The sequence below is a fragment of the Paractinoplanes deccanensis genome (assembly GCF_016862115.1).
Lineage (GTDB): Bacteria > Actinomycetota > Actinomycetes > Mycobacteriales > Micromonosporaceae > Actinoplanes > Actinoplanes deccanensis.
In genome coordinates this window covers 18,191-42,118 of the sequence record NZ_BOMI01000132.1, presented here as the reverse complement: position 1 = coordinate 42,118, position 23,928 = coordinate 18,191, and the positions used below count along the sequence as shown (strand labels likewise).

The window sequence follows — 23,928 nt, the reverse complement described above, 5'->3', positions numbered from 1 at the left end:
GAACCGTTGAGCCTAGGGTTGGTGCCGTGCATGACCTTAGCGCCGCATCGCAAACTGTCCTGTCGGCGTACACGACGCTACGCCTCGGCGGGCCGCCCGGCATCCTCGCGGCGGCCACTGAAAAGGACCAATTGGTCGCTACGGTGCGTAAAGCCACGGCGGAGGGCCGGCAGATCCTCCTTTTGGCGGGCGGCAGCAACGTGGTGATCGGCGATGCGGGCTTCCCCGGCACGGTCGTGCTGGTGCGCACGCGCGGCGTTCAGGAGGTGGCGCCCTCGACCCTGCGGGTCGCCGCCGGTGAGCCGTGGGACGACTTCGTGGCGTACGCGGTGGAGAACGGCTATTCCGGTGTCGAGTGCCTCTCCGGCATCCCCGGGTCGGCCGGCGCCACGCCGATCCAGAACGTCGGGGCGTACGGGCAGGAGGTCGCGCACACCATCGTGGCCGTCCACGCGTACGACCGGGAGCGGGACACGATCCGCGCGATGACGCCGGAGGAGTGCGGCTTCGCCTACCGTGCCAGCGTCTTCAAGCACAACGACCGGTACGTGGTGCTGGAGGTCGACTTCCGCCTGGAGCGCTCGGCCGAGTCGGCGCCGATCCGCTATGCCGAGCTGGCCCGCAACCTGGGCGCCGAGGCGGGCGACCGGGTGCCGCTGCGGCAGGCCCGCGACACGGTCCTCAAGCTGCGCGCCGGCAAGGGCATGGTGCTCGACGCCGAGGACCGCGACACGTGGTCGGTCGGCTCCTTCTTCACCAACCCGGTGGTGAGCGCCGCGGAGTGGGCCGCGCTCGGCCTGGAGGCGCCGCACTGGCCCGGCGCGGACGGCACCGTGAAGATCCCGGCGGCGTGGCTGATCGAGCAGGCCGGCTTTCCGAAGGGCTTCGCCGGCGACCGCGTGGCGATCTCGAGCAAGCACACGCTGGCGCTGACCAACCGGGGCGGCGGCACCACGACGGCGCTGCTCGACTTGGCGCGCACCGTCCGCGACGGCGTGCGCGACCGCTTCGGCGTCGAGCTGCACCCGGAACCGGTGCTGATCAACTGCGAGCTGTAGGGCCGGCCCGCTCCTCAGGGGACCTTTATTCCCAGCCGAAGACCTGGGTGTAGTACGGGACGCCGTTCGCCGCGTAGGCGACTCCGGTGCCGATCGAGTGGGCGCCGCAGTTGAGCATGTTCGCGCGGTGCCGCGGGCTGGCCATCCAGGCCCGGATGACCTCGCTCGCCGTCCGGTAGCCCCAGGCGATGTTCTCGCCGGACGGCTGCGCGTATCCGGCCTGGTGCGAGCGGCCGACGAAGGTGGTGCCGTCGTTCCAGACATGGCTGAACCGGCCGGTCCGGGCCATGTAGTTGCTCTGCCGCACCGAGGCGACGGTCAGCTCCTGGTCGACGGCGAGCTGGCCGCACCCGTTCGCGGAGCGCTGCTGGTTGGTCATCGTGACCACCTGCGACATCAGGACCGCCGGTGCCACAGTGCCCGGTGCGGCTCCCGGTGGCATGGGGGGCACCGGTACCACCGCGTGCGCCGGCGTGGCCGCAGCGAGCAGCAGAGCCGGAGTGACGGCGAGCAGGATGAGACGTCGCAGCACGGTTGCCCCCAATCCCCGAAAGGGCGGGCGGAGTCGCCCACTCCGTCTATGGCAGCCGCTAATCGGGCGTACGTCCCTTATTTGCCCGAAACGGGAAACGGCGTCGGATTCCGTGTCACGCTGAGGGGATTCGGTGCGCGGTGAGGTGCCGGCCCGGTCCTGGAGGCGGAGCGCGGAACCCGCCCCGCCGGGCGATTAGACCGCTAAACTGTCACTGTCCGTAAATAGGCCGTGACATCACGCTATCGTGGGTTTGCACGGTTGATTCCGAAGCTCGCGGTCGCGCGAGCGACGCCGAGCGAGAAAACGATCTTTTCACCGGACGCCGTCCCGGCGCACCCGGCGGAGGGTCGTGCCCGGACGAGAGCGCGAGCGAGGGGTGGGGGCAGGGTGAGCACAGCATGAGTCGCCTACTCGTGGTCGAGGACGATCCGGACATCGCGCTCGCTCTGCGGCTGCTGTTCAGCCGGGCGGGATACGAGGTCGCGCACGCCGGCGACGGCCGCACCGGTCTCAAGGAGGCGTACGCGGAGCATCCCGATCTGGTGGTGCTCGACGTCGGCCTGCCCGAGATGGACGGCTGGCAGGTGCTCGAGCGGCTGCGCGACGTCTCGGACGTCCCGGTGCTGGTGCTGACCGCGCACGGCCAGGAGGCCGAGAAAGTGCGTGGCCTGCGCGGCGGCGCCGACGACTACCTCACCAAGCCGTTCGCCAACAACGAGTTGCTGGCCCGGGTCGAGGCCCTGCTGCGCCGCTCCTCCAGCGGGCAGAACAGCTGGGCCAGCCAGGTCTACGACGACGGCCTGGTGCACCTCGACCCGACCAAGCGCCGGGTCTACGTCAAGGGCGACGAGAAGCGCCTGACGCCGACCGAGTTCCGGTTGCTGAACGCGCTGGTGCGGCACGCCGGCGCGGTGCTGAGCCCGAACCAGCTGCTGACGCAGGCCTGGGACGATCCCACCGGGATCGGCCAGGAGCGGGTGAAGTTCGCCGTGCTGCGGTTGCGCCGCAAGCTCGGCTGGTCCGATCCCGACGACTCACCCATCGAATCCGTCCGCGGATTCGGCTATCGATACCGCCGTCCTGGCGGAGAGGGCTGAAATTTCCCATTCGGTCGACCTCCGGGTGTCCTCAGGTGAGGCATTGAACCGTCGATGAGGGCTGTGGGAAGGCGAGCAGGAGGTAGTGAGCGTGGAAGACCTTGGTGAAATCGTCGGCGAATTCCTCATGGAGAGCCACGAGAACCTGGACCAGATCGACCGTGACCTGGTGGACCTGGAACAGGAGCCGAACTCGCGCGACCTGATCTCCCGAATCTTCCGGGCGATCCACACCATCAAGGGCACCAGCGGCTTCCTGGCCTTCACCCGCCTGGAGACCCTGGCGCACGCCGGCGAGTCGCTGCTGTCCAAGCTGCGCGACGGCGTCATGCCGGTCACCCCGTCGACGATCACCACCCTGCTGGCCACGATCGACGGTGTGCGCTCGATCCTCGCCTCGATCGAGGAGAACAGCAACGAGGGCGACGTCGACATCGAGAGCATCATCGCGCAGGTCCACGCGCAGATGAATGCCGGCGACGCGCCCGCCGCGGTGGCTCCGGCAGCCCCGGCAGCCCCGGCCGCGGAAGCCTCGGAAGGCGCGGAGGCGGCCGCCGAGCCGGCGGCCGAGGCCGAGGCCGAGGCCGAGGCGCCCGAGCCGATCGCCGAGAAACCCACCCGGCCCGCACCGGAGCCGGTCGAGAACCAGCGCAAGCCGGTCGGCGAGATCCTGGTCGAGGCCGGCGCGGCCCAGCCGGCCGACGTCAGCTCCGCGCTCCAGCAGCAGATCGAGGGCGACGAGCGCAAGCTCGGCACGATCCTGCTCGACGAGGGCAAGGCGCAGCCGGCCGCGGTCAACGAGGCGCTTCAGCAGCAGGCGCCCAAGCGCAGCATCGCCGACAGCGCCATCCGCGTCGACGTCGACCTGCTCGACACCCTGATGAACATGGTCGGCGAGCTGGTGCTCGCCCGTAACCAGCTGGTCCGCGGCGTCATGGAGATCGGCGACGCCACGCTCGTGCGCAGCGCCCAGCGGCTCGGCATGATCACCAGTGAGCTGCAAGAGGGCATCATGAAGACCCGCATGCAGCCCATCGAGCACATCTGGTCGAAGCTGCCCCGAGTCGTCCGGGACCTGAGCAACTCGCTCGGCAAGAAGGTCGAGCTGGTCATGGAGGGCAAGGAGACCGAGCTCGACCGGAGCCTGCTCGAGGCGGTCAAGGACCCGCTGACCCACCTCGTGCGCAACGCCGTCGACCACGGCATCGAGGACCCGGAGCGCCGGACCGCGGCGGGCAAGACCCCGGAGGGCACGCTCACGCTTCGCGCGTACCACGAGGGTGGGCACGTCGCGGTCGAGGTCGCCGACGACGGCGCCGGCCTCAACGTGGAGCGAATCGCCCAGAAGGCCGTGGAGAACGGCCTGCTGCGCGCCGAACAGATCCCCAACATGGACAAGCGGGACATCATGGCGATGGTGTTCCAGCCCGGCTTCTCCACCGCCGCCAAGGTCACCAACGTCTCCGGCCGCGGCGTCGGCATGGACGTCGTCAAGACCAACATCGAGAACATCGGCGGCGCGGTCAGCGTCGACTCGACGCCCGGCGAGGGCACGGTCTGGCGGCTCACCATCCCGCTGACGCTCGCCATCATCCAGGCGCTCACCGTCGACTGCGGCGACCAGCGTTACGTGGTGCCGCAGGTCGCGGTCCTCGAGCTGGTCTTCATCGACGGGCAGTCCACCAAGATCGAGTACGCGTCCGGCGCGCCCGTCTACCGGCTGCGCGGCAAGCTGCTGCCCCTGGTCCGGCTGGACAAGGCGCTCGGCTTCGAGGTCGGCGGCGACCAGGGCGTCTACATCATGGTGCTGCAGGCCGACGGCCGGCGGTTCGGCTTGGTCGTGGACCGGGTGCTCAACACCGAAGAGGTCGTGGTCAAGGCCCTCAACAGCCGCCTCAAGGACATCGGCCTGTACGCCGGGGCGACCATCCTCGGCGACGGCAAGGTCGGCCTGATCCTCGACGTCTCGTCGCTGGCCCGGCGCAGCCACCTGGCCGCCGACGCCGAGCGCAGCAACATGGAGGCGTCGGCTCGGGCCGCGGCGGCGGCCGGCTCCGGGGAGCGGCTGCTCGTCACCGCGGTCGGCGAACGGCGGGTCGCCATCCCGCTGGACACGGTCACCCGGCTCGAGGAGTTCCCCCGCGAGCGCATCGAGCACGCCGGCTCCCGTGAGGTCGTGCAGTACCGCGGCGAGATCCTGCCGCTGGTGCGGTTGTCGCACCTGCTCGGGGCGTACGGCGAAGAGCCGGAAGGCGAGACCGTGTCGGTGGTGGTCTACAGCGAGGGCGGCCGCAGCGTCGCCCTGGTGGTGGACCGGATCGTCGACATCGCCGAGAACTCCACGACGGCGCGCCGGGACGCCGAGGAGGACGGCCTCGTCGGCACCGCGGTGATCCAGCAGCGGGTGACCGAGCTGCTCGACGTCCGCCGCGCGATCCTCGCCGCCGACCCCAACTTCTACACCGACCTGGAGAACGACGAGATGCTGGTGGAGGCCTGAGATGGCGAGCCGACAGTTCGCCACGTTCGAGGTGGCGGACCAGCTCTTCGGTGTCGAGGTGCACACGGTGCAGGAGGTGCTCTCGTACAACGAGTACACGCCGGTGCCGCTCGCCCCGGCGGCCGTGGGCGGGTTGTTCAACCTCCGCGGTCAGGTGATCGCCGCGGTGGACTTGCGGGTGCAGCTCGGCATGGCGCGCAAGGCGCTTCAGGGCCCGGTCATGAACGTCATCCTGCGAGGTGACGGCGAGCCGGTCAGCCTGGTGGTAGACAAGATCGGAGAGGTGGTCGACCTCGACGAGGCGACGTTCGAGCCGCCGCCGGACACGCTCAGCGGTCCCACCCGCGAGCTGGTGGTCGGCACGTTCAAGCTGGACGGCCGGCTGATGCTGGCCCTCGACGTCAACCAGGCCGTCGACACCCACCGCGCCACCACCTGATGTACAGCCTTGTCAGCGCGCCGGTGCTCGGCTTCGACCTGACCCGCCTCACCGGTGGGTCGGCGACGGCCGAGGTGCTGCTGCGCGGACTTCGGCTGAGCGCCCCCGACCTGGAGGTGCTCGCCGGGCGCCTGCCGGACGAGGGGGTGCGCGGTCCGCTGTGGGTGGAGGTGGAGAGCGCGGCGCACCGGATGCCGTCGCTCAAGGGGATGTCGAAGGACGACCCGGCGGGCAGCCTGGCCCTGGTCGAGCGCGCGCCGATCGGCTCGGTGGACGCGCTGCTCACCTGCATCAGGTACGACGTGATGGCCTGGACGTGGACCGGCAGCGGCCGGGACGCGACGCAGACCGAGACCGCCGCGTCGGCGACCGCGCTGATCTGCGACGCGGCCGTGGCGAGCTACCTGCGCGAGGTGCTGGACGCGGACACGCGCCGGCGGCTCGGCGCGGGCTGGGTGGCGGCGATGCGCAAGCTCCCGACCGGGGCGCCGATCGACCTCGGCCCGCACCACTACACGGTCTCCGCGCTGCTCGACCGGTTGCGCTCGCTGCGCACCACGGATCTCAGCCGGTTGGTGGCCTCGGCGGAGGACGCCCGCCGCAACGCCGGTGGCTGGTCGCCGGCGGTGCATTCCGCCTCGTGGGCGGCGTATCTCTCGGATCGGGTCCGCACCGCCGCCGCGGCGCAGATGCTGTTGGTACAGGCGGTCGACACCGCCGCGATCCCGCTGGCCGACCGGGCCGGCGGCGTCTGGAACATGCTCAGCGGCGCGGTGCAGGCGCTGGTGGTGCGGGATCTGCTCGACACCTCCACCGCTCATCGTCTCCTCGCACCTGTGGTCGCCGCTCTCGGTCCCGCGTGGCTCGGGTGAAGGAGGTGGTCTGGTGATTTCGGTCCTCGTCGTCGACGACTCCGTGGTGGTCCGGCGATTGATCGTCGACGCGCTCGGCGGTGCGGAGAACATCGAGGTCGTCGGCACGGCGTCGAACGGGCAACTGGCCCAGGCCAAGATCGATCAGCTCAAGCCCGACGTGATCACGATGGACATCGAGATGCCGCAGATGGACGGCATCGCGGCGGTACGCGAGCTGCGCAAGCGGCACAAGCACATCCCGGTGATCATGTTCAGCACGCTGTCCGCCTCGGGCGCGACGGCGACGCTCGAGGCGTTGTCCGCGGGCGCCACCGACTACGTCACGAAGCCCAGCAACGTGGGATCCGTGAACGAGTCGATCGCCGCGGTGCGCAACGAGCTCGTGCCGAAGATCTACGCGCTCGCCGGCAAGAAGCGACCGGGCACCGCGCCTCCCGGCGCGCCCGCCCGCCCCGCCGCGCCCGCTCCGTTGCGGCCGGGCACCCGGCCCGGTGCGGCGCCCCAGAGGGCAGGTCTGCCGCCCTCCGGCCCGGGCCGTCCCGCGGCGCCGGCCGGCCCGCCGGGGGCACGCCCCGCCAAGCGGGCCACGGCGGGCGGGCGGATCGACATCCTCTGCATCGGCTCCTCCACCGGCGGGCCGGACGCGCTCACCAAGGTGCTCCAGGGGCTGCCGTCGGACTTCCCCGTGCCGATCGTGGTCACGCAGCACATGCCGCCCGTCTTCACCAAGATGTTCGCCGAGCGGCTGGACCGCAGCACCCCGCTGCGGGTGGTCGAGGCGGGTGACGGGATGGAACTGACGGCCGGATGGGCCTATATCGCGCCGGGTGACAACCACCTGGTGTTCCACCGCCGGGGCACCGCCACGCTGACGCAGCTCAGCGGCGCGCCGCCGGAGAACTCCTGCCGTCCGGCCGTGGACGTGATGTTCCGGTCGGTGGCGGCCCTCTATGGCGCTTCGGCGTACGCGACCGTACTGACAGGAATGGGACATGATGGACGAGGTGGTGCGAAAGTGCTGAGAGACGCGGGCGCCGAGGTGCTGGCGCAGGACGAGGCCACCTCGGTGGTCTGGGGCATGCCCGGCGCGGTGGTGCAGGCGGGCCTGGCGGACGAGATCCTTCCCCTGGACAGGATCGCGGCCCACCTGGTCAACCGCATCAAGAGCGGCCGGTCCGCGGCGGTGGCCCGATGACTCTCTCGCAAGCCGAATTCGCCTTCGTCTCGCAGCTCGTGCGGCGGGAGGCCTCGATCGTGCTGGCTCCCGGCAAGGAGTACCTGGTCGAGGCGCGGCTCATTCCGGTCGCCCGGTCGGTCGGCGCGCCCAACGTCAGCGAGTTCCTCGCCGACCTCCAGCGGCGGCCCAACCCACAGAACCAGCGCAAGATCATCGACGCGCTGACCACGAACGAGACCTCGTGGTTCCGGGACCGGGAGCCGTTCTCGGCGCTCACCGACGTGGTCCTGCCCGAGCTGGTCAAGTCGCGGTCCGCGACCCGCAAGATCCGCATCTGGTCGGCGGCGAGCTCCAGCGGTCAGGAGGCGTACAGCCTGGCCATCACTCTGCAGGAGAACCTGCCGCCGGGCTGGTCGTACGAGATCATGGGAACGGACATCTCGACGGAGATGGTCAAGCGTGCGGAGACCGGCGAGTACAGCCAGGTCGAGGTGAACCGTGGCCTGCCGGCACAACAGCTCGTGCAGTACTTCGAGCGGGCCGGCGCGCACTGGCGGATCAGCCAGCAGCTGCGCCGGAACGTGTCGTTCAAGCTGATGAACCTGACCGCGCCGTTCCCGGCCATGCAGCCGTTCGACGTGATCTTCCTGCGCAACGTCCTGATCTATTTCGACGTCGCCACCAAGCGCAGCGTGCTCCAGAACATGGCCAAGGTGCTGCGACCGGACGGCTGGCTCTTCCTGGGCGCGGCCGAGACCACGATCGGGATCGACGACAACTACGAGCGGGTGGCCGCCGGCCGCACGTCCGCCTACCGAGCACGTACCGGGGCGCCCGCGGGCGCCGCGAGAAGGGGATGAAGCCGCGATGCGCGCCATGGTGATCGACGACTCCCGCGCGATGCGCATGATCCTCAAGCGCATCGTCTCGAAGCTCAACTTCGAGGCGCTGGAGGCAGGGGACGGCAAGGAGGCCCTGGACCTGCTGGCCACCCTGGATGAGGTGCCGGAGCTGGCCCTCATCGACTGGAACATGCCCAACATGAACGGGCTCGAGTTCGTCACGAACGTCCGGGCCGATCCGCGTCTGCGTGAGATGACGCTGGTCATGGTCACCACCGAGAGCGAACAGAGCCAGATCGTGCGAGCGCTCGCCGCGGGCGCCCACGAGTACGTGATCAAGCCCTTCACCGAGGGCGCGATGATCGAGAAGCTGGCCCTGCTGGGCCTCGTGCCGACCGGAGCGAATTCATGAGCGTCGAAGTCGAGGTCAATGAGAGCGACCTCGCCGAGATGGTGGAGCAGGTGTGGGAGTCGTACTTGGATCCGGAGGGCATCAACCCGCTGATCCCCACGTACGACGAGAACCAGCCCTCCGAGGTCCATTCCTCGGTGTCCATCACCGGATCCTGGACCGGGCACATCGTCTACGCCTCCTCGACGGAGGCGGCCCGCCGGGCCGCCGCCGCGTTCCTCGCCATGGAAGTGGACGAGGTCAGCGAGGAGGACGTGTCGGATGTGCTCGGTGAGCTCGCCAACATCGTCGGGGGCAACGTGAAGGCCATGTTGCCGCCGGGGGCGCTGCTGTCACTGCCGCAGGTGGTACTGGCGCCCGAAGCGACGGCTCGTTTCCCCAACACCGAACGGATCAGCGGTGTCTACGGCGTCTGGGACGGCGAGCCGGTGTCCATTTCCATGTGGCAGAGCCGCAGTACCGATAAGGAGGGCGCGGAATGAAGATTCTCATCGCCGATGACAGTCGGGTGATGCGGCAGATCGTGGTTCGCACTCTGCGCCAGGCAGGGTTCGGTGATCACGACCTGATCGAGGCCGCGGACGGCAAGCAGGCGTTCGAGATGGCCAAGTCGGAGAACCCGGATCTGGTTCTCTCGGACTGGAACATGCCCGAGATGACCGGCATCGAGGTGCTGCGGCAGCTCCGTGCCGCCGGCAACGACGTCAAGTTCGGATTCGTGACGTCGGAGAGCACGCCTGAGATGAAAGAGCAGGCGGAAGCGGCCGGTGCCCTTTTTTTCATCGTGAAGCCGTTCTCGGCTGAGCGATTCGATGAGGTCTTCGCTCCTATTTTGGGATGATTACGACATGTCCGACGTCTCGGTTCTTCCAGGCACCCTGGCCGTTCGCAACCTCTTCGAGGACCTGCTCGGCCGGGAAGTGACCGTCAGCCCCGGCGACCCGCTCTCGGCGGACGAGGTCAACACCTCGACGATCGCCATCTTCACCGACAACGCACAGCAGATCTACGGCGTCCTCGGGATGGATCTCGCTCTCTCGGCGAACGCCGGCGCCGCCCTCGGCCTGCTGCCGGCGGGCGCCGCGGAGGACAGCATCGACGAGAAGAAGCTGTTCCCCAACCTCGCCGAGAACGTCGGCGAGCTCTGCAACGTGCTGACCAGCCTCCTCAACAAGGAGGGCGCCCCGCACATCAAGCTCTACCAGGTGGTCTACCCCGGCGATCCGCTGCCGGCGGACGCCCGGGCGCACCTCATGGCGCTCGGCCGCCGGGTCGACCTCATGGTCGAGGTCAACCGCTACGGCAAGGGCAAGTTCAGCCTCTCGCTCGCGCCCTGACGCCCGAGCCGCAGCAAAGCACGGACCCGCTGGTTGCGGGTCCGTGCTTTTTTAGTGGCTAAGCAAATCCGCAGACCTGTCGAAGCTTAGTTCGAGCTTGCAAAAGGACAGGAGTGCGTGATGACCTCACCGACTTCCGGATCCACGGGACCCTCGGGAACGTTCGCCGCGGGGGCCGCCGCCGCGGCCAAGGCCGGCACGCCGGAGAAACCCAAGTCGCTCGGCGACAAGGACACGTTCCTCAAGCTGCTGGTGGCCCAGCTGAAGTACCAGGACCCCAGCAAGCCCGCCGACTCGACGCAGTTCCTGGCACAGACGGCGCAGTTCACCCAGGTCGAGAAGCTGGGCGAGGTCGCCGACATGCTCAAGGCCCAGCAGCTGGTCGGTGCCAGCTCGCTGGTCGGCAAGACGGTCACCTACCTCGACGACTCCGGGGCCAAGCTCACGGGAGTCATATCGGCGGCGAAGCTCAACGGCGACAGCGAACCGACCCTGCGGGTCGGTGACACGGATGTGCAGCTGTCCAAGGTCATGGAAGTCCAGACGACGACGGACGCGACCGGCGAGACACCCAAGCCGTAATCCTCCTCAACCGCGAAGGACCTCAGTCATGCTGCGCTCTCTTTACTCGGGCATCAGTGGCCTGCACGCCCATCAAATGATGATGGATGTGACGGGTAACAACATCGCCAACGTCAACACCGTCGGCTACAAGGCCAGCACCGTGCAGTTCCAGGACACGCTCAGCCAGATGGTGGGCGCGGCCGGATCGCCGCAGGACGGCATGGCCGGCACCAACCCGGCCCAGGTCGGCCTCGGCGTCCGCAACGCCGGCATCAGCTCGAACTTCAGCCAGGGATCGGCGCAGACGACCGGCAAGGCCGGCGACATGATGATCCAGGGCGACGGCTTCTTCATCACCCGCCGCGGTCAGGAGGAGCTCTACACCCGGGCCGGCTCGTTCTTCTTCGACGCCAACGGTGTGCTCGCCACCGCGACCGGTGAGCCGGTGCAGGGCTGGACGGCCGAGGACGGCGTGGTCAACACGGCCGGCAAGCCGGGTGACATCAAGATGCCGCTCGGCCAGAGCATCCCGCCCGTGGCGACCAGCACGATCGAGATGAAGGGCAACCTGACCAACGACTTCCCCGAGGGCGTCACCGACCCCGCCGATCTGGCTCCGGTCGAGATCCCGTTCAAGGCGTTCGACAAGTACGGCAGCCCGGTGAGCCTGTCGGCGTTCTTCCAGCGCACCTCGACGGCGGACGACGCCGAGGGGGTCTGGACCGTCAAGGTGGGCAAGTCCGGTGACATCGACAACGCCGTGGACATGACGGACCCGGCCGGCGAGCTGACCTTCGTCGACGGCAAGCCCTCGGCGACCAAGCTCTCGTTCACGGGCCTCACGGGAATCGACGCCAACCTCAGCGACACCCTCGACATCGACGGCGCCGACCTGACCATGTATCACGGCCTCACCGAGGCACGGGTCTCCGACTCGAACGGCAACGCGGCCGGCACGCTGGCGTCGCTGTCGTACACCGTGTCGGACACGGGCCAGATCATCGGTGCGTTCAGCAACGGCCAGAAGAAGATCCTCGGCCAGGTCGCCCTGGCCACCTTCAAGAACGTGAACGGTCTCGAGAAGACCGGTGACTCCATGTACCGCTCGACGGTCAACTCCGGCCTGGCCCAGGTCGGCACGCCCACCAGCTCCGGCCTCGGCCAGGTGATCAGTGGCGCCGTCGAGATGTCGAACGTCGACCTCGCCCAGGAGTTCACCAACCTGGTCATCGCCCAGCGCGGCTTCCAGGCCAACTCCCGGGTCATCACCACCTCCGACGAGCTGCTCCAGGAGCTCGTCAGCATGAAGCGCTAGCAGTAGCTCTCTCCGACCGGCCGGCGGCCGGGACAGGCACATCCGTGCCCGTCCCGGCCGTTGTCTTTTGGCCGATCGGCTGCACCCGAAGCGCGACCGGACGGATCTCATCAGCAACCGTCAGGTCGCCGAACTACACGGTGAAGGGCCACGGACGGCCCACCAGCCCAGGACCACACCACCACCCAAGGACGGATGTAAGTGATCCTCGTAACCCGCATCAACGGTGCCGTGTTCGCCCTGAACCCCGACCTGATCGAGCGCGCCGAGTGCACGCCCGACACGGTCATCACGCTGGTCGACGGCACCAAGTACGTCATTGCCGAGTCCGTGCCCGAGTTCATCGATTCAGTGCGCCTCTACCGCGCCTCGCTGATCTCCCAAGCTTCCCGCCTCGAGGCCCAGCCCGCGGCCGCCGCCATCCCGTCTGACGACGACCACGACGCCCAGGTGCTCACGCTGCACCGGAAGGACCGCTGAACATGGACATCTCAACGATCGTCGGTGTAGTTGTTGCACTCATCATCGTTTTCACGGTGCAGATCCTGGAGGGCGGCTCGCCGGCCTCCATCATCCTGATCCCGTCGATGCTCCTGGTGTTCGGTGGAGCGCTCATGGCCGGTATGGCCGGCGGTGTCCTCAAGGACACGACGGGCATCGGCGCGAACCTCAAGAAGGCGTTCCTCGCCAAGGTCACGCCGCCGACCCAGCTGGTCGACAACATCGTCAAGCTGGCCGAGCGCGCCCGCCGCGAGGGCCTGCTGGCCCTCGAGGACGCGGTCAAGACGGTCGAGCACCCGTTCCTCAAGCGCGGTCTGCAGCTTGCCATCGACGGCACCGACCCGGAGGAGCTGCACGACGTCCTGCACGCCGAGATCGCGGCCAAGAAGAAGGCCGACAAGGCCGGCAAGAAGCTCTTCGAGAACATGGGCGGTTACGCCCCCACGATCGGCATCATCGGTACGGTCATGGGCCTCGTGCACGTGCTCGAGAACCTCGACCAGCCCGAGACGCTCGGCCACTCGATCGCCGCCGCGTTCGTCGCGACCCTCTGGGGTGTGCTCAGCGCCAACGTGATCTGGCTCCCGCTCGCCGCTCGTCTCGACCGCCTCAGCGGCATCGAGGCCGAGGAGATGGAGCTGGTCGTCGACGGTGTCCTGGCCATTCAGGCCGGCTCCAACCCGCGCCTCGTGGCGCAGAAGCTCCGCAGCCTCCTCCCGCCGGACGAGGCCAAGAAGGCCGAGGCGGCCGCGAACACCAAGAAGGCGGCGTAGCACATGAGCTCAGGCGGCGGGGGCGCCAAGCGCAAGAAGCAGCACGAGGAGCACGAGGAGCACGTCAACCACGAGCGCTGGCTCGTGTCGTACGCCGACATGCTCACCCTCCTGTTCGTTCTGTTCGTCGTGCTCTACTCGATGAGCAGCGTCGACAGCAAGAAGTTCGCCGAGCTGGCGGCGGGTCTGTCCGCCGGCTTCGGCGCGCAGAGTGTCGCGTTCTCCGGTCAGACCTCAACCCTGGACGGCTCCGGCAACAGCGCCGAGATCGTCCAGATCGACCCGGGCGCCAACCCGGGTGACGGCAAGGAAGGCTCGTCCAACCTGACTGCCAAGCAGCAGGAGGCGGTCAAGGCGGCGATGGCCGCGGAGGACCGCAAGGCGGCTTCGCAGGACGCCCAGGCGGCGACCAAGGAGGCCGAGAACCTCAAGAAGATCGAGAACCAGATCTCCGACGTCCTCGCCGCGCAGAAGCTGCTCGGCTCGGTCAAGTTCACCATCGACAAGCGCGGCCTGGTGGTCACGGTCATCACCAACGACGTGGTGTTCGCCGGCAACCGGGCGGAGCTCAAGCAGGGCGGCCGCAAGATCCTCGACGCGATCGCGCCGACGCTGAAGAAGCTGCCGAACAACATCGAGGTCGACGGCAACACCAACCAGCTCAAGGTGCAGACGTCCTACTACCCGAGCGGCTGGGAGCTCTCGGCGGCCCGCGCGTCGACCACGGTGCGCTACCTGATCGGCAAGGGCCTCGCCAAGAACCGCATGACGGCCGTCGGCTTCTCCGACACCAAGCCGCTGATCGACCCGTCCGACCCGCGGTCGATCACCATGAACCGCCGCGTGGACATCGTCGTCCTGACCACGCTCACCGCCGACCAGGCCGCGCTGCTGCCGGCCGCCGCCGGCTCGGACAGCAAGCTGCACACCGGCCAGACCTCGGCGCAGGCCGCGGCGGCCGAGAAGGCCGCTCAGCAATCCACCAGCACGACCGAAAGCACCACTGAGTCCACCACCACGACCAGCTCGCACAACTGAGGGGGAGCACCGATATGAGCACTGACGCCCAGGCAGAGGCGCCGAAGAAGTCCAAGAAGATGCTGATGATCATCGTGATCGCCGCAGTCGTGCTGCTGGGTGGTGGCGCCGGAGCGTTCTTCATGCTCAAGGGCGACAGCGCCGAGGCCGCCGAGCCCGAGAAGGGCGTGGTGACCGCGATCGACGAGGCGCTGACGATCAACCTGGCCGACGGCCACTACCTGAAGCTGGCGTTCTCGCTCCAGCAGACCGCCGACGCCGCCGAGGCCGTCGACACCAGCGAGGCGATCGAGCTGGCGATCGACGAGTACACCGGCCGCAAGGTGGCCGAGCTCGAGACCGAGAAGGGCCGGACCGCCATCAAGGAGGACCTGCTGGCGAAGATCGAGAAGGCCTACACGACGAAGGACGGTGTCCAGGAGGTCATGGGCATCTACTACACGCAGTTCGTGACCCAGTAAGACACTCACCCTTCGGGCGGGTTCACCTCGGTGGACCCGCCCGAATCGCCTTTCCAGGGCGAAAACGGCGCTCCGGCTCAGCCGATCCGGAAACGAGCCGATGGGGACGACGTGACCACAGCCGCACGTTCCCCGGGCAGGATGTCGCGTCGTGGGCAGGGTCAAGGGCCGGCCCCGTACGACTTCCGAAAACCGATCAAGCTCTCCCGTGAGCACGTCCGCACGCTGCAGATGTCCTTCGAGACGTACGCCCGGAGCTGCGGCACCCTGCTGACCACCCGGCTGCGCGCCGTGAGCAGCGTCAGCCTGGTCTCGATCGAGCAGCTGAACTACGACGAGTACGTCGCCTCCCTGAACAACCCCACGGTGATCGCCGTGGTGGTGCTCGACCCGCTGCCCGGCTCGGTGCTCATGGAGATGTCGACCGGCTCGGCGATGACCGCGATTGATCACATGCTCGGCGGTCCCGGCGGTCCCCAGCCGGAACGGCCGCTGACCGAGGTCGAGATGCCGCTGCTGCGCGGCCTGCTGGAGCGGATGCTCGGCGAGCTGCGGTACGGGTTCGAGAGCCTGGTCGACATCCACCCCAAGCTCAAGGACATCGAGTACAACGCGCAGTTCCTGCGCGCGCACCAGCCGGGCGACGCCTGCGTGGTCGCCACCTTCGACATGAAGATCGGTGCCGAGGAGTGCCTGGCCAGCATCTGCCTGCCGTTCAACACGATCCTTCCGGTGCTGTCGCGCACCGAGGCGATCGTGCTCAGCGACGCCGAGCGAGCCACCAAGGACACGGCGCTGCGCAACATCACCGCCGGGCTTTCCGCGGCTCCGCTCGATGTTGCGATCCGATTCCAGCCCATTCGCATGCGTACCGATGACATCGTGGACCTACGGCCCGGCGACGTCGTACCGCTGGGCCACCCGACCAGCCGGCCGCTCGAGGTGACAGTCAACGAGACCGTTTTCGCCCATGCAGTTCCCGGTAATCAGGGGGCCCGGCTCGCATGCCTCGTGGTGCCGTCCCCCAAGGAGTCCTCGCCCAAGGAGTCTGGCCGCTCATGACCGCGCCCACCATCACCGCGCCGCAGCTGGCGCTCGCCCGGACGGCCGCCGACGCCGCGCTCGCCGTCCTGCCCACCAGCCGCCCGCTGGCCGTCGCCGACCCGATCACCGCGACCGCGGACGTCCTGGCCGAGGGACAGGCGGTGACCGCGAGGTTCAGCGGCGCGGCCACCGGCGAGGTGGTCGTGGTGGTCGGGCAGGACCTGGCGGACGCGCTCAAGGAGAGCCCGATCGGCGAGCTCGACCTGACCGCCGCGGTGCGCCCGGCGCTCGAGGCCGCGGCCCGCGTCTTCGGCCCGGTGGTCCTCGACCCCGGCACGGTGATGGAGCCGGGCGTGGCGCTCAGTGCGCTCGCTGCCAAGGACGACGCGGTCGCGGTGCCGCTGGTCGAGGGCGAGGAGATCCGCGCCGTCCTGGCCCTCGCGCTGAGCCCCTGGCCGGTGGAGGATCCCGCCGCCGCGGCCGGTGGGGTGGCCCGCCGGGCCGAATCGGCGCCGATGCCGATGCGCGGCGGGCTGGACATGCTCCACGACGTGGAGATGGAGGTCTCCGCCGAGCTGGGCCGCACCCGGATGAGCGTGCGCGAGCTGCTCTCGCTCACCCCCGGCGCGATCGTCGAGCTCGACCGGGCCGCCGGCAGCCCCGCCGACCTGCTGGTCAACGGTCGCCTGATCGCGCGCGGCGAGGTGGTCGTCGTGGACGAGAACTTCGGCATCCGGATCACCGAGATCGTCGCACCGGGCGCCGAGGGGTAAGGCCTTGTTCGAGCTGGCCCTGCGGATCGGATTCTCGCTCTTCGTCATCCTGGGCATGATGTGGCTGCTGGCGCGCCTGATCCGCCGGCCGCTCGGTCGTGGGCACGGTCCGCTCGTGATCCTCAACCGCCAGCAGCTGAGCCGGGGCGCGGCGGTGGCCGTGGTCCGGGTGGCCGACCGGGCCATGATCCTCGGCGTCACCGACCAGAACGTGAGCCTGCTCGGCGAGGCGGACGTCGAGGACTTCGAGAAGCATCCGCACGAGCACCGCGACCACCTCGCGCTCGGGCCCGACCTGACCGCCGAGGAGCTGCCGGCACGGCATCCCGCCGGCGCGCCCGGCCGGCTCGACGGCTCGCTCCTGTCACCCAAGACCTGGTCGCAGACCGTGGGCTTCCTGCGCGATCGGACGACCCGCCGATGATGCGGCGCGCTCTGCTGACGATCCTCGCGGGCCTCGGGCTCGCGCTGGTCCTGCTGCCCGGACCGGCGCCGGCTCAGCCGGGCGCCGGGGCCCGGCCGAGCGCGCCGGAGCGCGCCGCCGCGGTGGTGGTCGCCCTGCCCGACCGGGCGCCGGCGCCGCCCACCCCGCCGGGCCGCCCGAACCAGCCGAGCATCAACCTCAACGTCAACGGCACCAACCCCGACGGCAGCCGGCCCGCGGCCTCGCTGGTGATCATGCTGGGCCTGACGGTCCTGTCGGTCGCGCCGGCGCTGCTGCTGCTCTGCACGTGCTTCACCAAGATCTTCATGGTCCTCGGCATCACCCGCAACGCGCTGGGCCTCACCTCGATGCCGCCCAACCAGGTGCTGGCCGGCCTGGCCCTGTTCATCAGCCTCTTCATCATGGGCCCGACCGTCTCGGCGATGAACGAGCAGGGCGTGCAGCCCTACCTCAAGGGCGACAAGACCCAGTCGCAGGCCTTCGACGACGGCGTGAAGCCGCTGCGGGACTTCATGTGGCGGACCACCCGCGAGGAGGAGGTCGCGCTGCTGGTCAAGCTCTCCGGCGAGGACCGGCCGCGCAACCGCGACGACGTCGAGCTGACCACGCTGATCCCCGCCTTCATCCTCTCCGAGCTGCGGGCCGCCTTCATCATCGGCTTCGTCATCTTCATCCCGTTCCTGCTCATCGACATGGTCGTCTCGGCGTCCCTGATGTCGCTGGGCATGATGATGCTGCCACCGGTCACTATTTCTTTACCCTTCAAGCTTTTGCTGTTCGTGCTGGTCAACGGGTGGGGGCTGATCCTCACCGCGCTCGTGTCGTCGTACCGGTGAATGCGCCGTACCGATGAATCTCGACGTCCCCATCGCCGACCTGCTGGCCATCATGCTCGGCGCGGCACGCACCGGCGCCTGGCTGATGATCTGCCCGCCGTTCAACTCGCGGCTCATCCCCAGCACGGTCAAGGCCCTGCTCTCGGTGGGGCTGACGCTGCCGCTCGCGCCGTACCTGCGGGGGACCCTCCCGTCGCTGGAGACCTCCGACATCATCTTCAGCGCGGCCCTGCAGGTCTTCGTCGGCGCCTCCCTGGGCTTCATCACCGCCCTGCTCTTCGCGGCCCTCCAGGCGGCGGGCGACCTGCTCGACCTCTTCGGCGGCTTCACCCTGGCCATGGGCTACGACCCGCTGTCGCAAAATCAGAGCTCGGTCTTCGGCAAGTTCTACAACCTGGTCGCGGTCACGCTGCTCTTCGTCACCGAGGGGCACCAGATGGTGCTGCGCGGCTTCCTCGAGTCGTTCAAGACAGTGCCGCTGGACGCCACCTTCGCGCTCAACACGTTCAGCGAGGTGTTGCTCAAGGGGATCGGCGACATGTTCGTGGCCGCGATCCAGATCGCCGGTCCGCTGGTGGCCGTCCTGTTCCTCACCGACGTGGCGTTCGGCCTGCTCAACCGGGTCGCCCCCGCGCTGAACGCGTTCCAGCTCGGCTTCCCCGCCAAGATCTTCCTGGTCCTGCTGCTGTCCGGTCTCGCGATCACCGCCCTGCCGGGGGTGGTCGGCAAGCTGGTGGAGCGCGCGGTCAGCGCGGTGCTCCAGCTCACCGGCGGCTGAGGGGGGTGAGCCATGGCCGGTGAGAAGACCGAACAGCCGACACCGCAGAAACTCAAGAAGGCGAAGCGGGAAGGCCAGATCGGCCGCACCCAGGACATCGGCGCCTGGTTCGGCATGTTGGCCGCGAGCATCCTGCTGCCCCGCACGATGGAATCGGCGATGAAGCACGCCGAGGAGATCATGGTGCAGCTCCCGGACGTGATCGCGGATCCGGAGACGTCCCAGGCCCTCGCCATCCTCAAGGAGGCGATGATGGGCGCGGCCTGGGCCGTGCTGCCGCTCGCCATGACGATGATGGCGGTCGGCGTGGCGGCGGCCGGCGCGCAGGGCGGCATCCGGGTCGCGACCAAGCTCTTCATCCCGAAGTTCAGCCGGCTCAACCCGCTGCCCGGCATCAAGCGCATGTTCGGCCCGCAGGCCCTGTGGGAGGGCACCAAGGCACTGATCAAGACCCTGGTGCTCGCGGGCGTCCTCTACATCACCACCAAGGACGTCGTCCCGGTGCTGATGACCGCCGGGCAGCTGCCGCTCACCTCCCTGCTCGGCGTGGTCACCGATGCCATCCTCGGCCTGATCCGGGCCGCCTCGGTCGCCGGCATCGTGATGGCCGCCGCCGACTACTTCGTGGTCCGCCGCCGCACCAACAAGCAGCTGCGGATGACGAAGGAGGAGGTCAAGCAGGAGTACAAGAACACCGAGGGCGATCCGCTCATCAAGGCGCAGATCCGCGCGCGGCAGATGGCGATGGCCCGCAACCGGCAGATGGCCGACGTGCCGACCGCCGACGTGGTGCTGGTCAACCCGACCCACGTGGCGGTGGCGCTGCGCTACGAGCCGCAGAAGGGTGCGCCCCGGGTGGTGGCGAAGGGCCAGGGGCCGCTCGCCCTCAAGATCCGCGAGCTGGCGGCCGAGCACCGGGTGCCCATGGTCGAGGACGTGCCGCTGGCGCGCGCCCTCTACGGCAGCACCGAGGTGGGCGCCGAGATCTCCGCCGAGTTCTACGGCTCGGTGGCCAAGGTGCTGGCGTTCGTGATGAGCCTGAAGTCGAAGGGGTCGGCGGCAGGCCTGCACCGCAGCCCCAACTCCGCAACAGCAGCCGCATAACGAAAAATACGGAGATTTCCTCACATCGGTCCCGTGGACGCGAGAAGATCGGCTCGTGGGTGAGTCACACCCTGCTCAGTGAAGGCGACGGAACGCCGAACGGAACATGCGCCAGGACGGCGACCACTCCTGGAAGGTGCCGTGAAGAACCGCAACCTCAGCAGGCTTGCCGTGCCCATCGGGGTCATCGGCATCATCCTCATGATGGTCGTGCCCATGCCGACCTTCCTGCTGGACACCCTGCTCGCGGTCAACATCACCGCCGCCCTGCTGATCCTGCTGACCAGCATGTTCGTGCAGAAGCCCCTGGACTTCTCGGTCTTCCCCGCGTTGTTGCTGGTCGCCACGCTGTTCCGGCTCGCGCTCAACATCAGCGCCACCCGCCTGGTGCTCCGCGACGGCGACGCCGGCAAGGTCATCCACGCGTTCGGCAGCTTCGTGGTCGGTGGCAACCTCGTCATCGGCCTCGTGATCTTCCTGATCCTGGTGATCGTCCAGATGGTCGTGGTCACCAAGGGCGCCGAGCGGGTCGCCGAGGTCGGCGCCCGGTTCACCCTCGACGCGATGCCCGGCAAGCAGATGGCGATCGACGCCGACCTCAACGCCGGGCTCATCGACGAGGACCAGGCCAAGAAGCGCCGCGCCGAGGTCGCCGAGGAAGCCGAGTTCTACGGCGCGATGGACGGCGGCTCCAAGTTCGTCAAGGGCGACGCCATCGCCGCCATCATCATCACGCTCATCAACCTGGTCGGCGGCTTCGCGATCGGCGTCGCCCAGCAGGGCATGTCGGCGAGCGACGCGATGAACCACTACAGCCTGCTGAGCATCGGCGACGGCCTGGTCTCGCAGATCCCGGCGCTGCTGCTCTCGGTGGCCACCGGTCTGATCGTGACCCGCTCGGCCACCTCCGGCGACATGGGCTCCAGCGTCACCGCCCAGCTCAGCCAGAACAAGCTGGCGCTGCGCATCGGCGGTGCCGCCGCGCTCGCCCTCTGCGTCATCCCCGGCCTGCCCAAGCTGCCGTTCCTGATGGTCGGCGTCGCGGTCCTGGTGATCGCCCAGCGGATCAAGGACCCGGTGCCGGAGGCCGAGGTGGCCGCCGCCGAGGCGGTCGAGATGCCACCGGCCGACTCGCCGGAGCAGCTGCTCGGCGAGATGCGGGTCGACCCGCTCGAGCTGGCCCTCTCGCCCGACCTGGTCGACCTCGTCGACGCGAGCAGCGGGGACCTGCTCGACCGGGTGCGCGCCCTGCGCCGCAAGATGGCCATGGAGCTCGGCGTGATCATGCCGCCGGTCCGCACGCGCGACGACCTCGACCTGCCGCTCTCCTCCTACGCGATCCGCATCTCCGGCGTCGACGCCGGCACCGGCGAGGCGCCGCCCGGCACCGTGCTGGCGATCGGCGACGGCCTCCAGGGCCTGCCCGGGCGCGCCGGCGTCGAGCCGGTCTTCGGCCTGCCCGGCAAGTGGGTCCCGTCCGAGCTGCACTACCAGGCCGAGCTCTCCGGCGCCACTGTCGTCGACCGGGCCAGCGTGATCATCACGCATCTCGCCGAGGTGGTCCGGAGCAACGCGAGCCGCCTGCTCGGCCGCGAGGACGTGCGCGCGCTGACCGAGATGGTCAAGCGGACCCACCCGGTCGTGGTGGAGGAACTGACCCCGGCGATCCTGAGCCTCGGCCAGATCCAGAAGGTGCTCCAGGCGCTGCTCGACGAGGGCGTGCCGATCCGCGACCTGGTCCGCATCTTCGAAGCTCTCTCCCTGCGAGCGAAGGTCACCGTCGACCCCGACAGCCTGGTCGAGGCCGCCCGTGCGGCGCTGGGCCCGGCGATCGCCGCCCAGTACGCGACCGGCGGCCGGCTCACGGTGATCACGCTCGACCCCATGCTCGAGCAGCAACTGCTCGAATCGCTGCGGCCCAGCGAGACCGGCGCCTTCATGGCGATCGACGGCATGCGTGCCGAGGCGATCGTCACCGAGGCCGCCCGGCTCGCCGAGACCGCGGAACAGCAGGGCCTGGCCCCGGTGCTGGCCTGCTCGCCACAGCTGCGGCTGCCACTGATGCGACTTCTGCGCGCCGGATCGCGCCGGGTGCAGGTGCTGTCGTACGGCGAAATCTCTGGTTCCACAGCACAGATCGAGACGATAGGGGTGGTGAACGGTGCCTACGCGGGTGCTGCTTGAGGGACCGGCCATCGAGCCACTGCTGGCTCAGGTCCGCGATGAGTACGGCTCCCGTGTCCGGATCATCTCAGCCGACAAGGTCCGCAGTGGCGGTGTCGGCGGCTTCTTCGCGAAGCAGCATTACGAGCTTTCCGTGGAAGTGCCGGACGCGAACGAGGACGGGAACGACATGCCACAGCGCGCCAAGACGGCCGACAACGGCCAGCACAGCCTGGAGCGGCTCCTCGAGCGAGCCGAGTCGCAGGATCGGATCGACGAGCCGGCGCGTCCCGCGTTCGGCACGGCCACGCCCCGGTCGGTGAGCCCGGCGAGCTTCGCCACGGCCCGCCCGAAGCCGCCGGCGGCCGGCAACGACTTCGGCGCCGACGAGGGCCGGCACGCCGCCATCGGCGACACCGGCGCGGCGTTCGCCGAGCTGATGGCCGGGCTCGACGCGGCCGGCGGCACGGCCACCGAGCGCTCGCGGCCCACGCCGCCGCCGCGGGAGGAGACCCCGACCGTACGGCCGTTCCGGCCCGCCGCGGCGACCGAGTCGGCGGTGAACACGCCGAAGCCCTTCCAGCCGCAGCCGGTGCAGAACGTCCAGCCGCAGTCGCCGGCCGCGGCGCCCGCCTCGCCGGCGCACGCCCCGGCGGCACCGGTCGCGGCGGCACCGGTCGCCGAGGCCCCGCCCCCGCCGCCCGTGGAGCCGCCGGCCGTGGCGCCGACCTCGCCGGCGCATGCCCGGACCCTGGCCGAGCACATCGGCGGCCTCGCGGCCAGCGAGGTCGAGGTCGACGAGACGCCGGTGCCCGAGCCGGAGCCGGAGACGTACGGCTTCCGCCAGGTCACCCCGGTCTCGGCCGTGCCCGCCCCGGAGCCGGTCTCCGCCTCCGAGCAGGTGGTCCGCAACCTCGTCTCGGTCGGCATGCCCGAGCCGATGGCCCGCCAGATCACCGGCAGCGACACGTACGCCGGTGTGCTGAGCGTCCTGGCGGCCCGTCCCGCGGCGCCGTGCATCCCGGACGGCCCCGGCGAGATCCTGGTGGTGGCCGGCGACATCAACATCGCCGTGCCGATCGCCCGGCAGCTCCTCGAGCAGATCGACGTGCCGGAGAACCACCTGCTGCTCGCCGCGCCGTCGACGGCCGGCACCGGGCTGCACTCGTCCCGCCTGATCTCCACGCCGGAGGCGGCCGAGACCCGCGCCGAGAAGCTGCACCAGGCCGAGCAGTCCTGGGTCGTCGTGCTGGACGCCCCGGTCGGCGGCACCGACCCGCTCTGGGTCAACGAGATGTGCGACGCGATCGGCGCCACCGCGCTCTGGGCGGTCGTCGACGCCACCCGCAAGACCGCCGACACGGCCCGCCACCTGCGCACGCTCGGTGAGGTCGAGTCCCTGGTCGTGCACGGCGTCGAGCTCACCGCCGACCCGGGCTCGGTGCTCGGCCTCGACCTGCCGATCCACTCGCTCGACGGCAAGCCGGCCACCCCGCACGCGTGGGCCGCCATGCTCTGCGCGCGGATCGCCTCCGACGTGGCGCCGGTCGTGGCCGCGCCCCGCCGGGTCACCCGTTCGGTACGCCAGCAGTGATTCGCCCGTCGGTCCTGCTGTTCGCGCTCCTGATGAGCGCGCCGGCGCTGTACCGCTACGTGCTCGACCAGGTCGACATCACCCAGGTGCTGATCCGGTTCCTCATCGCCGTGCCGGTCGCGGCCCTGCTCCTGGCCGCGCTGCGGTTCGTCACCGCCGGCTACGGCCGGCGCGAGGAGGAGGAGCCGGGCACGCCGGTGACGCCGACGCCGATGGAGGCCCACGAGGCCGAGAAGCCGGCCTGACGGCACGCGACGAAGGAAAAGG

Annotated in this window: 27 protein-coding genes; 26 read left to right on the top strand and 1 reads right to left on the bottom strand. The window is 69.5% G+C overall.

Translation table 11 applies throughout. The annotated features are described in order from the left end of the window. Nucleotides 1-26: 26 nt before the first annotated feature. On the top strand, nt 27-1,058 hold the full coding sequence (locus Ade02nite_RS32880) for a UDP-N-acetylmuramate dehydrogenase (protein WP_203772365.1): 1,032 nt from the start codon (nt 27-29) through the stop codon (nt 1,056-1,058). Between the two features lie 25 nt (nt 1,059-1,083). Here Ade02nite_RS32880 and Ade02nite_RS32875 read toward each other — a convergent pair whose 3' ends face one another. Next, nucleotides 1,084-1,590, bottom strand: coding sequence for a CAP domain-containing protein (locus Ade02nite_RS32875; protein WP_203772363.1), 507 nt, complete (start codon nt 1,588-1,590; stop codon nt 1,084-1,086). A 401-nt stretch (nt 1,591-1,991) separates the two neighbouring features. On the opposite strand from Ade02nite_RS32875, the gene Ade02nite_RS32870 reads away from it, so the two are divergent. The 25 genes from Ade02nite_RS32870 (at nt 1,992) to Ade02nite_RS32750 (ending at nt 23,906) form a co-directional block, all read left to right on the top strand. Then, the gene (locus Ade02nite_RS32870) at nt 1,992-2,690 is read left to right on the top strand and encodes a response regulator transcription factor (protein ID WP_097317690.1); all 699 of its coding nucleotides are present in this window, start codon (nt 1,992-1,994) and stop codon (nt 2,688-2,690) included. 91 nt (nt 2,691-2,781) lie between these two features. Beyond that, nucleotides 2,782-5,190, top strand: coding sequence for a chemotaxis protein CheW (locus tag Ade02nite_RS32865; protein ID WP_203772361.1), 2,409 nt, complete (start codon nt 2,782-2,784; stop codon nt 5,188-5,190). A gap of 1 nt (nt 5,191) precedes the next feature. Continuing rightward, nucleotides 5,192-5,629 (top strand): chemotaxis protein CheW, encoded by a 438-nt coding sequence (locus Ade02nite_RS32860; RefSeq protein WP_203772359.1) that lies wholly within the window; start codon nt 5,192-5,194, stop codon nt 5,627-5,629. Next, on the top strand, nt 5,629-6,501 hold the full coding sequence (locus Ade02nite_RS32855; RefSeq protein ID WP_203772357.1) for a hypothetical protein: 873 nt from the start codon (nt 5,629-5,631) through the stop codon (nt 6,499-6,501). The genes Ade02nite_RS32860 and Ade02nite_RS32855 overlap by 1 nt, the downstream gene beginning before the upstream one ends. Before the next feature lie 13 nt (nt 6,502-6,514). After that, nucleotides 6,515-7,699 carry a protein-glutamate methylesterase/protein-glutamine glutaminase gene (locus tag Ade02nite_RS32850; protein ID WP_203772355.1) on the top strand — a complete coding sequence of 395 codons (1,185 nt, stop codon included), beginning with the start codon at nt 6,515-6,517 and terminating at the stop codon, nt 7,697-7,699. Further along, entirely contained in the window at nt 7,696-8,541 is an 846-nt protein-coding gene (locus Ade02nite_RS32845) for a CheR family methyltransferase (protein ID WP_203772353.1), read from the top strand. Before Ade02nite_RS32850 ends, Ade02nite_RS32845 begins: the two co-directional genes overlap by 4 nt. Nucleotides 8,542-8,548: 7 nt before the next feature. Next, nucleotides 8,549-8,935, top strand: a complete 387-nt coding sequence (locus Ade02nite_RS32840) for a response regulator (RefSeq protein WP_203772351.1) — start codon at nt 8,549-8,551, stop codon at nt 8,933-8,935. After that, complete coding sequence (locus Ade02nite_RS32835) at nt 8,932-9,417, top strand: chemotaxis protein CheX (RefSeq protein ID WP_203772349.1); 486 nt, start codon at nt 8,932-8,934, stop codon at nt 9,415-9,417. The genes Ade02nite_RS32840 and Ade02nite_RS32835 overlap by 4 nt, the downstream gene beginning before the upstream one ends. Continuing rightward, the gene (locus Ade02nite_RS32830; RefSeq protein WP_203772346.1) at nt 9,414-9,776 is read left to right on the top strand and encodes a response regulator; all 363 of its coding nucleotides are present in this window, start codon (nt 9,414-9,416) and stop codon (nt 9,774-9,776) included. The genes Ade02nite_RS32835 and Ade02nite_RS32830 overlap by 4 nt, the downstream gene beginning before the upstream one ends. A gap of 7 nt (nt 9,777-9,783) precedes the next feature. Next, the gene (locus Ade02nite_RS32825) at nt 9,784-10,272 is read left to right on the top strand and encodes a hypothetical protein (protein WP_203772344.1); all 489 of its coding nucleotides are present in this window, start codon (nt 9,784-9,786) and stop codon (nt 10,270-10,272) included. Between the two features lie 120 nt (nt 10,273-10,392). After that, nucleotides 10,393-10,854, top strand: a complete 462-nt coding sequence (locus Ade02nite_RS32820) for a flagellar hook assembly protein FlgD (protein ID WP_203772342.1) — start codon at nt 10,393-10,395, stop codon at nt 10,852-10,854. Between the two features lie 28 nt (nt 10,855-10,882). Next, a complete protein-coding gene (locus Ade02nite_RS32815) occupies nt 10,883-12,151 on the top strand; it encodes a flagellar hook protein FlgE (RefSeq protein WP_203772340.1) in 1,269 nt (422 codons plus the stop codon). A 201-nt stretch (nt 12,152-12,352) separates the two neighbouring features. Next, entirely contained in the window at nt 12,353-12,631 is a 279-nt protein-coding gene (locus Ade02nite_RS32810) for a flagellar FlbD family protein (protein ID WP_203772338.1), read from the top strand. Between the two features lie 2 nt (nt 12,632-12,633). Then, nucleotides 12,634-13,425: a motility protein A gene (locus Ade02nite_RS32805; RefSeq protein ID WP_203772336.1), complete on the top strand. Its 792-nt coding sequence runs from the start codon at nt 12,634-12,636 to the stop codon at nt 13,423-13,425. Nucleotides 13,426-13,428: 3 nt separating this feature from the next. Beyond that, on the top strand, nt 13,429-14,463 hold the full coding sequence (locus tag Ade02nite_RS32800) for a flagellar motor protein MotB (protein WP_203772333.1): 1,035 nt from the start codon (nt 13,429-13,431) through the stop codon (nt 14,461-14,463). Between the two features lie 14 nt (nt 14,464-14,477). Next, the gene (locus tag Ade02nite_RS32795; RefSeq protein WP_203772331.1) at nt 14,478-14,924 is read left to right on the top strand and encodes a flagellar basal body-associated FliL family protein; all 447 of its coding nucleotides are present in this window, start codon (nt 14,478-14,480) and stop codon (nt 14,922-14,924) included. A gap of 141 nt (nt 14,925-15,065) precedes the next feature. Continuing rightward, entirely contained in the window at nt 15,066-15,986 is a 921-nt protein-coding gene (locus Ade02nite_RS32790) for a flagellar motor switch protein FliM (RefSeq protein ID WP_203772329.1), read from the top strand. Further along, nucleotides 15,983-16,741, top strand: coding sequence for a flagellar motor switch protein FliN (gene fliN, locus Ade02nite_RS32785; protein WP_203772327.1), 759 nt, complete (start codon nt 15,983-15,985; stop codon nt 16,739-16,741). Before Ade02nite_RS32790 ends, fliN begins: the two co-directional genes overlap by 4 nt. A gap of 4 nt (nt 16,742-16,745) precedes the next feature. Beyond that, nucleotides 16,746-17,165 (top strand): flagellar biosynthetic protein FliO, encoded by a 420-nt coding sequence (locus Ade02nite_RS32780; RefSeq protein WP_203772325.1) that lies wholly within the window; start codon nt 16,746-16,748, stop codon nt 17,163-17,165. Further along, nucleotides 17,162-18,022 (top strand): flagellar type III secretion system pore protein FliP, encoded by an 861-nt coding sequence (gene fliP, locus Ade02nite_RS32775; RefSeq protein ID WP_203772323.1) that lies wholly within the window; start codon nt 17,162-17,164, stop codon nt 18,020-18,022. Before Ade02nite_RS32780 ends, fliP begins: the two co-directional genes overlap by 4 nt. Nucleotides 18,023-18,035: 13 nt before the next feature. Continuing rightward, entirely contained in the window at nt 18,036-18,800 is a 765-nt protein-coding gene (locus Ade02nite_RS32770; RefSeq protein WP_203772321.1) for a flagellar biosynthetic protein FliR, read from the top strand. A gap of 12 nt (nt 18,801-18,812) precedes the next feature. Continuing rightward, complete coding sequence (locus Ade02nite_RS32765; RefSeq protein WP_203772319.1) at nt 18,813-19,904, top strand: EscU/YscU/HrcU family type III secretion system export apparatus switch protein; 1,092 nt, start codon at nt 18,813-18,815, stop codon at nt 19,902-19,904. 141 nt (nt 19,905-20,045) lie between these two features. Continuing rightward, nucleotides 20,046-22,088, top strand: coding sequence for a flagellar biosynthesis protein FlhA (flhA, locus tag Ade02nite_RS32760; RefSeq protein WP_203772316.1), 2,043 nt, complete (start codon nt 20,046-20,048; stop codon nt 22,086-22,088). After that, nucleotides 22,078-23,661, top strand: coding sequence for a flagellar biosynthesis protein FlhF (locus tag Ade02nite_RS32755; protein WP_239169232.1), 1,584 nt, complete (start codon nt 22,078-22,080; stop codon nt 23,659-23,661). Before flhA ends, Ade02nite_RS32755 begins: the two co-directional genes overlap by 11 nt. Continuing rightward, entirely contained in the window at nt 23,658-23,906 is a 249-nt protein-coding gene (locus Ade02nite_RS32750) for a hypothetical protein (RefSeq protein WP_203772312.1), read from the top strand. The genes Ade02nite_RS32755 and Ade02nite_RS32750 overlap by 4 nt, the downstream gene beginning before the upstream one ends. The last annotated feature ends 22 nt before the right edge of the window (nt 23,907-23,928 follow it).